The sequence below is a fragment of the Desulfopila aestuarii DSM 18488 genome (assembly GCF_900143695.1).
In the GTDB taxonomy this organism is placed as follows: domain Bacteria; phylum Desulfobacterota; class Desulfobulbia; order Desulfobulbales; family Desulfocapsaceae; genus Desulfopila; species Desulfopila aestuarii.
On sequence record NZ_FRFE01000033.1, the window covers coordinates 42,139 to 55,871 of the forward strand.

Below are 13,733 nucleotides of genomic sequence, written 5' to 3' on the forward strand. Positions count from 1 at the left end.
TTAATTCACTGCCTCTCGTTTTTCGTCCGGGGCCTGGTTGTTTCTTGCCAACTGGATTGGTGGTTTGGCCGCAGGACCAAGAAGAGCCTGGAAGACCTCCTGGCGGGCGCCAAACCGTGCGACCTGGCCGTGCTGCAACATCAGGATCTTATCGACGCCGGAGAGCAGTATGGGCTTATGCGTGATTACTATAGTTGTGACCCCTTGCTGTTTCAAGATGGCCAGGGTGTTTAATAGTGCTTTTTCTCCCGCTTCATCGAGATTGGAGTTGGGTTCGTCGAGCAGCACCAGTTTCGGATTGCCGTAGAGGGCGCGGGCAAGGGCGACGCGCTGGCGCTGACCACCGGATAGGGCATGTCCCGGAGTACCGAGATGGGTGTCATAACCATTGGGGAGATGGGTGATAAGGTCGTGTACCCCGGCGATCTGGGCGGCTCGGATAACTTTTTCCGGATCAGGTGTCTCAAGTCGGGCGATGTTTTCACTGACTGTTCCCGGGAAGAGTTCGACATCTTGAGGAAGATAGCCGATAAACTTGCCGAGATGCTCCTGATCCCATTGGAAAAGATCGAATCCGTCAAGGCGCACATTGCCACCCATTGATGGCCAGATGCCAAGAAGGAGCCTACCCAGGGTCGATTTGCCTGCAGCGCTTGGGCCGATAAGGCCCAGGCTTTCACCGGGTTCTAGAGAAAAACTGATATTGCGCAATACATACACGCCATTTATGGCCAAAGATACCGCCTCGACATCGAGCTTGCCCGTTGGATCGGGGAGACTCATTGTTGTCTGTTGCGTCGCTTTGTCGACAAGAGTGGTCAAACGTTTATAGGAGCTTCTGGCTTCCAGGGTTTGCTTCCAGGTAGCCATGGCCTGATCGATCGGGGCAAGTGCACGGCCCATAATGATGGAAGAGGCAATCATGACGCCTGGAGTGCATTCGTTGATTACGGTAAGATATGCACCCACTCCGTAAATGATGACCTGCATGGCGGTTCGGATTGTCTTGGATACGGCCTGCAGCATGCCTGCATAGTTGCTGGCCTCAGTCTGCAGCATGATGACATGGTTGTTCATTTTTTGCCATCTTCTTTGGGTGGCAGAGACCATCCCCATGGCGCCGACGCTTTCACTGTTGCGGAGACAAAGGGTGGTGAAATTGCTGGCGTTGCCGCTGACCGCATTGGCCATTTCAAGTCGCTTGCGGGTCAGCAGTTCCTGGCTGATGCCAAGAATCATGGAGGCAACGGCACCGCCGGTGGCGATCATGCCCATCAGGGGATGGACAAAGAAAATGAACAGTAGATACAGCGGGGTCCATGGGAGGTCGAACAGGGAAAAGATCGCATTGCCGCCCAAGTAATTTCGCAAAATGTTAACGTCTCTCAGGCCACTGGCATAGCCTTTTTTTTGCAGGCCGCAGGCATCTTTCTGCATTTCACCGAAAACGAGCTTGGCCAGCTGCTGGTCAATGGCAACGCCGGCTTTCACCAGTAATCGCGAGCGGATAAAATCAAGCATGCCTTGCACGATTAGCGCTACTGCTGCTGCTGCCGAAATTGTCACCAGGGTTGGAATGCTATAGGAGCTGAGTACCCGATCGTAGATAGCCAACATATAGACGGGGAAAGTCAAGAACAGGATATTAATAAAAAAACTGAAAAGTCCTGCAAAAATGTAATACTTTGACCATGTGGCCAGAAATTTCTTCATACAACTGCCGCCTGAAAGAGGTGTTCTCTGTTATTGCAGATTGGTGTCTGCCTTTTGACCTGTGATAAACTTGAGACTGGCACGGGCGAGATGATAATCCAGCCTTGCCTGGTTGTGGTTCGCATCGGCACGTGTCATCCTGGCCTGGGCATCAAGTAGGGAAGGGATTGTGGCAATGCCTGCCTGAAACCGTTTCTCTTCAGTAGCATAATATTCCCTGGCTGCTTCAACAGCGGAAGATGTGCTGGCAATACGTGATTCCGCTTCTGAAAGTGTGAGTAATTCTGTACGTATCTGGGCGTTAATGTCGTTTTCCAAGCCCTTGATATCTTCCAGGAGCCGCAGTTTATCCAGTACGTTTTTGTTTTTCTCATACCAGGCCCGGCCGCCGTCAAAAAGATTCCAGGTAACTGAAACTCCTGCATTCCAATATGTATTGTGCTGGTCCCTGTCAATGCTTGTATAGCCAGAATATCCTCTTTCTGCGTAATTGAGGAGGCTGTCGTTCACACTCACGTTCATCTGAACAACAGGGAGATACTTGCCTTTGGCAATTTGGATATCCTTTTCCACCATGTCAATCTGTTTTTGCAGGCTTTTAAGGTCTGATCTGTTCCTTACGGCGTTTGCCCAACATTCTTCAGGTGTAGTTTTGAATCCGGTTGTGTAATAACCAAGACCACCATCGAAACGTATTGTTTCGGAAAAAGGGATGTTCATCAGTTGAAAGAGTTCGGCACGTTTACGGTCGACGTTATTTTTGAGCTGACTGAGTTGATCTTCTGCATTTGCCAGGTCAACCTTGGCCTGAAGGACTTCAACATAGGGGGCCATCTCCTGCTTATAAAAGGCTGAGGCAGCTTGAAGACTTGACTTCAAACGTTCCACTGTATCGGTAGCTGCTGCAACATCTTCTTTTGCCTTCATCAGCTGAAAAAACGTTGCTTCAATGTTCAGGATGAGCTTGGTTTTGGCAAACTCCTGCTCCGCCTCCTCCATATCCTTTTGAACCATTGCACGCGAATACGTGTTGTAAATCCTGGACCCGGCATAGAGGATCTGCGAGAGCCTGAGACTGTGTACAAATTGGCTTTGATTGATAAAGTCGCTGTCTGTCGGGCCACTTGCATAGATGTTGTCTATCTTCGCGTAGGAAGACGAGGCTGACAGCGATGGAAGGAAATCACTCCGTGCCTCTTTGATTCCTTCCTCTGACCAGTCAACTTTTAATTTGGCGGATTTTATGGCAGGGTTGGATTTTAATCCAAGTTGGATACACTCATCAAGAGTAAGTTGTTGAGCTGCGTACGCCGAAAGATGAGCTGTACAAAGCAAAAAAACGGTTGAAATAGTGATAACGAATCTTGCAAGCATTACTGGTGATTCTCCAAATTTACTCGGCCTTAATTCAGACAGGCACTTTAGGCCAACTCAAGCAGCCCGGAAACCGTATTGAACGTATGCAATAATCTATTGATTTGACAAAACCACGGTCAATTTCTGAGTTTCGAAGACTCTGTAAATCCTGAAGATAGCTGGTTCCGTCTTCGCCTTCTCTTTGTTCAGTTTCTTGCCTTGGATAAATACTGCTGAGTAATCAATAGGCATTCCGTATACGCCCTATATTTCATGGCGCAAAAACATGCCTGTTCGTCAATCCAACCCATAAACTTACCTCATGCCATGTGAGAGCACAAGACATTTTGCTCGTTGCATAATGCAACAGGGCCTGGAAGGTTCTCTACGATCATCTTTGTTTCGCTGATATTCCGCAATTATTGTTGTGGAGAAAAACAGATGGTAGTGCAAGGTTAGTCGAAACGAGTGGCGAGCCCTTCACTCTATAACCAGGATAAACATGAGTGACACCTCTGAATTGTTTTAAGGCTCAGCTCATCTTGTTAACGTATATCCTCTGTTGCAGCTCTGTATCACACCACACGCACTATAAAATGTCCGATATTGGCAATTTCCGGTTGGGCAAAATGGACGATCTGGGAGAGCCTGAATGTTTTGGTCGCTCTTTTTTTTAAAAAAGGAAAAGCATATACATTCGGTATATTACAACCCGACATGAACCCGACATGGCTGCGACACGAGGCTACCTGAAGGTCGATTCTGCCTGATGTCCGCTATGATCGCCTCTGCTTCTGCGTTATCAGTAACGAAAAGGCAAGATGTAGATTAAATGACGCATGCAAGGCTTGAATGTGTCTTGGTCGAATGCCGGTAGGGTGAGAGATTGCAGGTCAATATCCAAGGAGGCTCAACATGAAGAAGAAATTTATAGCTGTGATGACGCTACTCTGTTTGGCAGGTAGTTCGGCAGCGTTCGCTAGAGGCTATGACCACGGGTATCGCGGTCACCATAATGGATACCGAGGTGGTTATCATCATCACAGCGACAATGGTCTGGGAATCGCCCTGGGTGTTGCAGGAGGGCTTTTGTTGGGTTCAGCCCTAATCTATGCGGTGACGCCTCCTCCTCCAGCACCGGTTGTGTATGACTACCGTCCTCCGGTATATCAGTCGGAGGTAATTGTTCAGCCGCCGCCGAGAACCTGCTTCGAAGATCAGTTGGTCAGCGGGGAGTGGCAGATGAGTCGAGGTCGTCAGGTATGGGTTTCGTATCCAAATCCAGTTACTCGCAGGGTCCAAATACCCTGTTATTAGTATTCTGTCATTCTTCATCAGTCGTTTGTAGAAGAAAGACCAAAAGTTTCGAGCTTGGATCATCTGGTTCAATACATGACGTGGGTGGTGTAAAGCGTAATAGATCAAAAAGTACCTCATTATGCAGAAAGCACGCAGACCTGGTGTCTTCTTTCAGGAGTTCTCAACATAATTACAGGGTGTTATTGTGTTAAAGAGAAATGCTTCGTCACGATGTTGCATCATTGCTTTATCAATCTTGCTTTCGTTTTTTCTCCAAAAAGCAGTGACAGCAGCCGAATATGGAACAAGCCCTGCAGATGAAGGCATGGAGGTTTTGAGCCGCGGGCCGATCCATGAAGCTTTTGCTGAAGTGAGTGTTGATGCGGCAAGGCCGGAAATGGTTATATCTCGCACTGTGCCTGAACCAATAAATGAGATTCCGCCGGATTATCGTCCGGAGGGGGATAATGTTCAGTGGATTCCAGGGTATTGGAGTTGGGATGATGATCAGGGTGATTTTATCTGGGTGAGCGGTGTATGGCGAGATCTCCCGCCCGGTCGTCAATGGGTTCCCGGTTATTGGGTGACTGTTGCCGGTGGAAATCAATTTGTCTCAGGGTATTGGGCTGAGACTCATCAGGCCGAAACGGTATACCTTCCACCTCCGCCTGAGCCGCCGCTTTCAGCGCCAGGGGTTCCGGCGTATTCAGCAGACAATATTTGGGTTAATGGTCATTGGCTCTGGTCTCGTAATGGTTATGTCTGGCAGGCCGGATATTGGCTGAGACAGCGTCCGGAAATGGCCTGGATTCCTGCGCACTATGTGTGGACTCCGCGCGGGTATATCTTTGTTCGGGGATATTGGGACTATCATCTTTTTCGACGTGGAGTGATGTTCGCTCCCCGCTATTATTCGCGTCCGATCTACAGAGCCCACGATTATTACTATACTCCCAGTATCGTATTGGATATCAACACCATCTTTCTTTCCCTTTTCATCCGGCAAGATCATCACCACTATTATTTTGGCGACTATCATGACGTTCGATATACAAGGCGTGGATTTATTCCATGGTATTCCAAACATGCGACGAGGCATGGCTATGATCCGTATTACACGAGCTATCGCTGGCATCAATCGCGTCATGATGATCGATGGGAGCACAACTATCGGAAACAATTCGAATATCATCGGGATCATCGGGAGGCGCGGCCGTCGGTACTCTACCGTTCTCAGGTAGAGCACAATCAGAGGTCATATAGTCGGAAAGATACGACGCCCGGCAGACACTTCACCGAGGTTGTTAGAAAAAATGACCGTGATTCGCGGTCTACTTCTCCACGTTCTGGCGACAAAAAAGACTACCGCGAGAACGGCAGGAAAGTTGCTCCTCCGAAAGTCGAGCGTCGAGCCGTAGAGTTGTCGCCGGAGAGAACGCAAAAATCGTGGCCCAAAAGCGTCACTCATGTTGAGGAAGAGCGAAATAGATCCAAGGTTTCCCATAGAAGCAATGTCTTCCAGGCTCATTATCCTGAGGACCAGGCACGAGGCATGGAGAAAAACAGGCAATCAGGTATCTCATCGTACAGCAATCAATCCAGAAGAATTGATCCGAAAAAAGAGAATCGTACGATGAACCAACCCCTGAAAAACCAGGAAAGGCGTCAACCCATGATAGCGGAGGGGCAGAAAAATACTGAACGTCGAGTAAAACCGGGAAAGAGCATAGAAGAGCAAGGACCGGATCTGAAAAGCGACCTGCCCCAAGGGAAGAAAAAAGGCAAGCGACCCGTGGGTTCTGAAAACCAAGTGGCAGGGCCTGAGGACGTGGTGCAAGCTGACGTTCAGATTATTAAGCGTCCCCGAAGCGTATGGGGGCAGCAAGCATCTCGCTCATATGAAAAATGACGGAACGGAAGTCCATTAAGATACCAGTGTCCTGTCATTTCCCATCAGTTGTAAACCACTTGCCTTTTTTCCCTAGCCGTTTCCAACTTCAGGTTCTTGCCGCTGAGTCAGGACTTTCGCAATGACAGTGGCAATCTCATCTCTGCTGATCGGTTTGGCCACATAACCGTCCATGCCGGCAGCGAGGAAACTCTCCTTGTCGCCGATCATGGTGTAGGCGGTCATGGCAATGATGGGGACTTCCGCCTTGCGGCCCAGTTCTTTTGATCCGCGGATTTTTCTGGTCGCTTCCACTCCGTCCATAAGCGGCATCTGGATGTCCATGAAAATGAGATCGAATTTTTCACCGGAAAGCCGCTGAACCGCTTCAAGGCCGTTCTGGGCAGTTACTACGGTATGGCCTTCCAGCTCAAGCATCAACCTGGCGGCCATGGAGCTTATCTCTTCATCTTCGACGAGCAGAATTTTCAAACCCGAGATTTTCCTGCCATGATTGGTGCCCTGAGCCTGTTGCCCTGCGTTTTCCAGAATTTGCGCTGGAATCTTGAAAGGCAGGGAGACATAGACAATAGTACCTTCCTCGTTGCCGTTGTCGATTGCCACCTCACCATCCATCAGATGGACAAGTTTTCGCACGATTGAAAGTCCCAGTCCAGCGCCCTGAAAGCGCCGGGTATAGGTCCCTTCCGCCTGGACAAACGGTTCAAAGATCTCCTTTATCTGCTCGTCGGTAATGCCTATTCCGGTGTCATGCACCGCAATAACCATCATGACGATCTCTTCGTGTCGCGAAGGTATGAACTCCAGCTCGACCTTCACCTTGCCGTTTTCTGTGAATTTAATCGCGTTTCCGACAAGATTGAACAGTATCTGTCGTAAGCGCGCTTCATCACCGATCAGGGTGACTGGCAACTCGTTCAGCCAGGTGAATGTGAGGCTGTTTCCCCGGTCTTTCGCCGCCTGGGAGAAGAGTTCGAGAATGGCGCTACGGAGGCTTTCGACCTGGAACTCAGCCTCTTCTATCCGGAATTTTCCGGCCTCGATTCTCGAGATGTCAAGGATGTCTGAAAGGAGTCTGGTCAGGCGCCGGGCAGAAGTTATCGCCGCCTGAAGGTATTCGGTCTGCTCCGAGGTCAGGGTGGTGTTTTCCAGCAACTGCAGCATGCTTAAAGCTCCGTTCAGGGGGGTCCGTATTTCGTGACTCATATTGGCCAGGAACTCGGATTTGACCCTGTTGGCAGCCTCCGCTTTGTCTTTCATTTCGATCAGCTGGATTACCGTACGCTTGCGATCCGTAATATCCCTCGCTATTCCCAGCACCCCGATAAGGTTACCCTGGCCATCCAGCATCGGCGTTTTGATGGTTTCGAACAGTCCACGATAGCCGTTATCGGAGAAGGTCAGCCATTCTTCGTTGACGCTTGGTTTTCCCGCTTGCATGGCGATGCGGTCATGTTCAAGGAAGGAGTCCGCCAACTCTCTGGAAACAAAGTCGTAATCAGTCTTGCCGACAATTTCCGCCTCCTTGGCACCAAAAAAAGTCTCAAACGACGGGTTGCAGGTCAGGTATACCCCGTTGGGGTCTTTGAGCCAAACCAGATCGGGAATGCTTCGAATGAGGCAGCGGAGGTAATCTGCGGACCTGGAAAGGTTGCTGATTTTCTCAGCCAGCTGCGGCGAAACAGTAGGTCGGGTCAGGTCCTGCTGCTCCTCGAGCATGACAATGCGCTTTCTGGCCTGTTCCAGCTCTGCAATTAATGCTTCCTTGTTGGTTGTATTGTGTTCCATATCATCCTCACGGGGGCAAGCTCTCATAATAAAAGCCTACTTAAAGGAGAGGGGAAATGGAAGTGTGGCCAGCAGAAAATAAGGTGTTTTCTCATATTTTTACAAAGGGATTGATTGTCTGCTGAGAATTCGGCTGGCTCCCAAAGCCTCGTTTTCCCTCTTCGGGCAACCTGTATCAATTGCTGGAATATCCGTGAAAAAGCTTAATGGAGAAAAAAAAATTTGTGGGTAGTCACTATATGATAACCCGACTATGGCATAGTCAATTCATAGGCTGGGTTGTTGTGGAGAGAGATACTGTCAAACGAGCAGAAGGTATTTCCAATGCATCGAGTGGATGCCAAACAATTGTTGAACTCATACAACCTAACAATGATGTTTTAAGACCTCAGGAGGTAAAGAAGATGCTGTCTCAAACCAAGGTAAATGAGCTGAATGCACTTTTTGGAGCCGAGCTGAATGTTGGAACATCTGCTGGGAGACGATCAGGAAAATGGGAATGTAACGTATCGGAAATGTTTATTGGCGACTACTTCATCGTCCCACTGACCACGACCAAGATGCTGAAATCAGAAGGCTATGTGATGAGTAACTGCTGCCGGAATTATAAAGAGTTATGTGAGAATCTGCAATATAGCATCTTTTCAATTCGCAGCAGGTCAGGCGAACGTCTGGCTACCCTGGGACTCACCAAAGAGTCTGGATACTGGCGCCTGGACCAATGCTTCGGGCCAGCCAATGCCGAGGTATTAGAAGAAATAAGCTGTTATCTTGACGAAGAGGAAGTATTGCAAACGGAATATCACCCGACAGAACTTTATTATGTCGTGCAAGAGGTCGCAAGGCTGATGAACTGTTCTGGTAGAAGCCATTAAATTAAACATCTTATGTATCAGATGCATTGATTCCACGGTAGGCGTTGTCTCATGCGGATAAGCCTTGTGGGTTGCTCTGTAGGAGGGAGTATAAGCTGTTCGCAGCATCCGGATAGTGACGTTTTGTGTCGTTCTTAGATGCTGCGAGGAAATTTCAGTTTGAAAGTCTATAGAAAATGAAGGAGATCTACTGCATCTTGTTCAGTTCTATTGCTTTAGCAAAGGCTTTATCCATATCCGGCAGGTGGGTAATATCCGGGACAACCTGGATATAGCGGACGATGCCCTCCTTATCCACCAGAATGACAGATCTGGCGAGCAGCCGGGGACCGTCGAGCAGCAGCCCTGTCGATCGACCGAAAGCGCCCTCTTTGTAATCCGAGAGATATTGAATATCGGTCAGTTTTGCTTCATCGGCAAAGCGCTTCTGGGCAAAGGGCGTATCGCGACTGATCGTTATGCGTTGTATGGTGGACGGTAACATGTCTCCTTCTTCACCGAGCAGATGCGTCTGGGTCTCACAAACTTTTGTATCGATTGATGGCACAATACTGAGCAAGAGAACCTTGCCCCGGTATGCCTGGAGGTCGACGGTCTGCATGGTGGATGCATCGACCAAATCAGTGGACGGAATTTGTTGACCGAGTTCTATCCCAGTGCCAAGGAGAGTAATAGTATTTCCTTGTTTGGACACGGTCGTTCCTGGTATTGCGCTCTCTCTATCGACTGCGAGTTGCGGTTGCTTGGCACTGCAGGCTGCAAGGCCGAAGATGAGCGCGCAAAGTGTAAAAAGTAGTGGAAATCGTGGCATGATGAGTCTCCTTGTGGTCGGATTCTTACATGTTAGTGGAACGTCGAGACTATCCCTGGTGTTGATCGTATAAGAACGGGCCTCTCATTCGTCTGATGCCTGAAAAATGCGAACAAACCACGAGAGCTGCTCTGCTAATAGTCTAGGTATTGTGATGGGTAAGTCAATTGCCAATACTCGCAATACAAGGGTACTTTCCGTGGGAGAAAAATAGGTCCTGCCAATATCTGCGGCACCTATTTCACATCGTTGAGTTGCCAGTCGTAATCAAGAAAATCAATACCGATCCTGCCGGCCGCCACGCTTTTTCTGGTCTCTGCATCCAACCCAAGGCTTTCGCCGTAGAGGGCGAAGAACTGGCCAAGAGTATTTGCCTGCCGCCAGCCTTTTTCAAAATCATCACGGTACCATTTGAAGATACTGCTGACCTCAAGAGTCTTGTTTTTCAGACGGTTTCGGCTTCTATCGGTTAAAAAGGATGTGGTGGCTTCTTCAAGCTGCTGATCCAGGATCTCTCCGCGATAAGCGCGGTTTTTCAGAGCTGGACAGCCGATGCTGGCACAGTTGACCGCGAAATGGATGCGTGGGTCGTTATAGCGGCCAGAGCCGCGGATGAGCCCGTGTTCGATATCATCAAGCGAGAGTTGTTTGCCAAATAGCGGGATAAACTTCTTTTTCCACGGTGACTGAAAGAGCGAACCCAGGTCCTTGATCGAGGTGAGATCAGGATAGCGGCTGAGAATCAGTTCGACCGTCCAACCATTGTAGGCATTGATAAGAAAGGCCAGCTGGTTGGATTTGGGCCAGGTATCAAAATCCGTCTGGCTGATTGCGGAAAGGGTATCGAGATATCCGGTCAGGATAGAGTGGGATTTGGCCAGCCCACGGTAATCCACTTGCGTTGCTTTACCGCCATTTATAACCCTTACATGTTGCTGAAGAAGATTGTCCCAAATCTTGTGATTGAATTCTGCCCGCGCGCCACCTGCGAGAGCCAGAACGAGGGTGAAGATCAGCAATACTGTGCGTATCATGGTTCAGCTCCTTTTCCAGGTATGATATTTTTCCAGGATTTTCAGGAGTTTTTGCGGGGCGTGCGCTCGTTTCCATTCACCTGCAACATATTTGTTGGCCTCAGAAAGGGTTGGGTAGGTGTGGATGGTGCCGAGGATTTTGTTGAGCCCCAGGCCGTGTTTCATTGCCAGCACGAATTCCGCGAGCAAATCGCCGCCATGTTCTCCAACAATGGTTACTCCGAGAATCCGATCTTTGCCCGGAACAGTAAGGACCTTAACAAAGCCGTAATCCGCGCTGTCGGCAATGGCCCGGTCGAGATCGTCGATACCGAAACGGGTTACCTCGACAGCGATACCCTTCTCCTTTGCCTCCTGTTCATTGAGACCGACCCGGGCAACTTCAGGGTCGATAAAGGTAGTCCAGGGGATAACCGAGTAGTCGACCCGGAATTTTCGCCACTCTCCAAACAGGCTGTTGACCGCAGCGTACCAGGCCTGATGAGCTGCTGTATGGGTGAACTGATAAGGGCCAGCCACATCACCGGCGGCAAAAATATTGGGGTAGAGTGTTTCGAGGTAATCGTTGGTCACCACCGTTCGCTCGGTGGGAATACCTAAATTTTCAAGGCCATAACCCTTCAAACGTGCGACCCGGCCCACCGCACAGATAAGCGTGTCGAACGGGAGCTGATGCTCACCGTTTCTGCTCTCGACAATGATCTGTTTTGTTTCCCCAATCTTTTCACAGCGCAGGGCCTTGTGGCCGGTCAGGATGTGAACGCCGTCGCGGGTCAACGATTCTTCAGCAAGTTTTGATACTTCCTCATCTTCACGGGACAGAATCCGCGTTCCCATTTCAATCTGCCACACCTCTGAACCAAGCCGGGCAAAAGCCTGGGACAGCTCACAGCCGATGGGCCCTCCGCCCAGTACTACCAACCGCCTGGGTGGTTCGTCCTGTTGAGCCAACTCCTCCCAGAGGGTATCACTGGTAAGATAACCGACATCGTCGAGACCTGATAATGGAGGCACAAAGGGACGGGCACCGGCGGCGATGATGACAGCACGGGTGGTGAGGCGGCGGGTTTCGCCGCTGTTCATTGTAATTTCTACGGTCCAGGGATCAACTAGCCGGGCGTATCCTGCCAGCACTTCGACACCAAGGCTGGTGTAGCGCTCGACTGAATCGTGGGGCTCGACTTTGGCGATAACATCGTGGACCCGTTGCATGACTTTTCGAAAACTCATGACCGGACCACCGGCCTCAAGGCCGTAGGCATCGGCATGACGGACCTGATGGGCAAGTTTGGCACTTTTGATAAGGGCTTTGCTGGGTACGCAACCATAGTTGAGGCAATCGCCCCCCATCTTTTCCGCTTCCACCAGTGTGACTTTGGCCTTTACTGCCGCTGCAATATAGGCGCTTACCAGACCTGCGGCACCGCCGCCAATGACGATGAGGTTGCGGTCAAAGTGTTTCGGTTTTGGCCAACGACTATAGACCCGACGTTTTTTTACCCAGTTGATACTTTTCTTGGCTGCTAATGGGAAAAGACCCAGGATAGCAAAGGAGAATAGCAAGCCAGGTGAGAGGATACCCGCCGTACTGCTAATTGAGGCGAGCTGGGTGCCGGCGTTGATATAGACGACGGTGCCGGCCAGCATTCCCACCTGGCTGACCCAGTAGTAGGTGGTGGTCTTAATGGGGGTGAGTCCCATCAGCATGTTGATCAGAAAGAAGGGAAATATCGGGACGAGTCTCAGGGTAAAGAGATAAAAGGCACCTTCTCGCTCGACGCCTCGATTGATCGTCTTCAGCCGTTCACCGAAACGGCTTTGCACACTATCGCGAAGGAGGTAACGAGCAGCCAGAAAGGCGAGGGTTGCGCCGATGGTCGAGGCAAATGAGACAAGGATAGTACCTAATACCAACCCGAAAACTGCTCCGGCTGCGAGAGTGAGCAGTACGGCCCCCGGCAGTGAGAGCCCAGTTGCCACGACATAGACAATAAAGAATCCAAGAGCGGTAATTACGGGTGCACTTTGCCGCCAGCTGTCGATCTGGGCTTGTGCGCCTTTGATGCCGTCAAGGGTAAGATATTGATTGAGATCGAAGATCCAGAAGATCAGTACGGCTGCTGCTATAAGAAGGAGGATGATGAATTTTTTCATTTGTTCTCTCTTGCGACACGTTGGTCAGATTATTGCGTGGATATCGTTTTTCTGTCGGCTTCGATATCTCTGTCTTCGAATTCCAGAAGGCTGGTGGCGTTAGCCTGTCGTTGTTGCAGCCCGTTAACGCTGGAGGTTAGTGACGAAGAGGGGATCACTGTAGATATCGATCCACGCAGGGGGATTGCAGCTACTGTGATTATTTTCCCGTGATGTTCTGTGTGACCTTGTTCACATTACTCTCGGGAAATTCTTTTGTCTGGGTGATTGTATTTCTACAGTAATGGAGAAAAGATAAACAATAAGAGAAGACTTCGCAGCAAAATAGAATTTTCGTTTTGCTTGGCAGCGGTTTACTGGTCGAGATTTCTTCTTTTGTGCTACGACTGGGGGGGAACAAGCGGCTCACCTCATTACGGCTTGAGGTGAGCCGGCTTTTTTAACGACATATGGTTTCATGTTTCTCATGAACACCATATAAAGAGGGATAATAATTTCCTTTAGGTAAACCCCCGGCTTTGCCGGGGGACTACAAAAGTTTGACGGTTCCTGCAAAATGAAGAAGCCTCCGCTCTCGTGGACCGCTCAAAGTCACGAGAAGGAGGCTTCATGAACAACACACAATGTTTAAGCCACTCGAAGTGGGAATGCAAGTACCACGTCGTGTGGATACCGAAGTGTCGAAAGAAAACGCTTTATGGGCAGCTGAGAAAACACCTTGGTGAGGTGTTGCATGATTTGGCTCGGCAGAAGGAGAGCAAAGTGCTGGAAGGGCATCTGCAGCCGGACCACAT

9 protein-coding genes are annotated in these 13,733 nt (G+C 49.8%); 3 read left to right on the top strand and 6 right to left on the bottom strand.

Annotated elements, in window-relative coordinates; all coding sequences use genetic code 11:
• Complete coding sequence (locus tag BUF15_RS22015) at positions 1–1,713, bottom strand: type I secretion system permease/ATPase (RefSeq protein ID WP_073615877.1); 1,713 nt, start codon at positions 1,711–1,713, stop codon at positions 1–3.
• Between the two features lie 30 nt (positions 1,714–1,743).
• Positions 1,744–3,087, bottom strand: a complete 1,344-nt coding sequence (locus BUF15_RS22020) for a TolC family protein (RefSeq protein ID WP_073615878.1) — start codon at positions 3,085–3,087, stop codon at positions 1,744–1,746.
• Positions 3,088–4,693: 1,606 nt separating this feature from the next.
• On the opposite strand from BUF15_RS22020, the gene BUF15_RS22025 reads away from it, so the two are divergent.
• Positions 4,694–6,277, top strand: coding sequence for a YXWGXW repeat-containing protein (locus BUF15_RS22025; protein WP_143170832.1), 1,584 nt, complete (start codon positions 4,694–4,696; stop codon positions 6,275–6,277).
• Positions 6,278–6,349: 72 nt separating this feature from the next.
• Here the strand turns inward: BUF15_RS22025 and BUF15_RS22030 are convergent, their stop codons facing one another.
• Entirely contained in the window at positions 6,350–8,065 is a 1,716-nt protein-coding gene (locus BUF15_RS22030; RefSeq protein ID WP_073615880.1) for an ATP-binding protein, read from the bottom strand.
• A 206-nt stretch (positions 8,066–8,271) separates the two neighbouring features.
• Here BUF15_RS22030 and BUF15_RS22035 point away from each other — a divergent pair, with 206 nt between their 5' ends.
• Positions 8,272–8,940, top strand: a complete 669-nt coding sequence (locus tag BUF15_RS22035; RefSeq protein ID WP_084554360.1) for a PcfJ domain-containing protein — start codon at positions 8,272–8,274, stop codon at positions 8,938–8,940.
• 187 nt (positions 8,941–9,127) lie between these two features.
• Here the strand turns inward: BUF15_RS22035 and tpx are convergent, their stop codons facing one another.
• The 3 genes from tpx to BUF15_RS22050 all read right to left on the bottom strand — a co-directional run bounded on the left by tpx (position 9,128) and on the right by BUF15_RS22050 (position 12,939).
• Positions 9,128–9,751: a thiol peroxidase gene (gene tpx, locus BUF15_RS22040; protein ID WP_084554362.1), complete on the bottom strand. Its 624-nt coding sequence runs from the start codon at positions 9,749–9,751 to the stop codon at positions 9,128–9,130.
• A 236-nt stretch (positions 9,752–9,987) separates the two neighbouring features.
• Positions 9,988–10,785: a DUF547 domain-containing protein gene (locus BUF15_RS22045; RefSeq protein ID WP_073615882.1), complete on the bottom strand. Its 798-nt coding sequence runs from the start codon at positions 10,783–10,785 to the stop codon at positions 9,988–9,990.
• Positions 10,786–10,788: 3 nt separating this feature from the next.
• Entirely contained in the window at positions 10,789–12,939 is a 2,151-nt protein-coding gene (locus tag BUF15_RS22050) for an FAD-dependent oxidoreductase (protein ID WP_073615883.1), read from the bottom strand.
• Positions 12,940–13,548: 609 nt separating this feature from the next.
• Between BUF15_RS22050 and tnpA the strand changes: the two genes are divergently transcribed.
• Positions 13,549–13,733: IS200/IS605 family transposase (gene tnpA / locus BUF15_RS22055; protein ID WP_143170833.1), on the top strand; the 185-nt coding region annotated here is incomplete at its 3' end.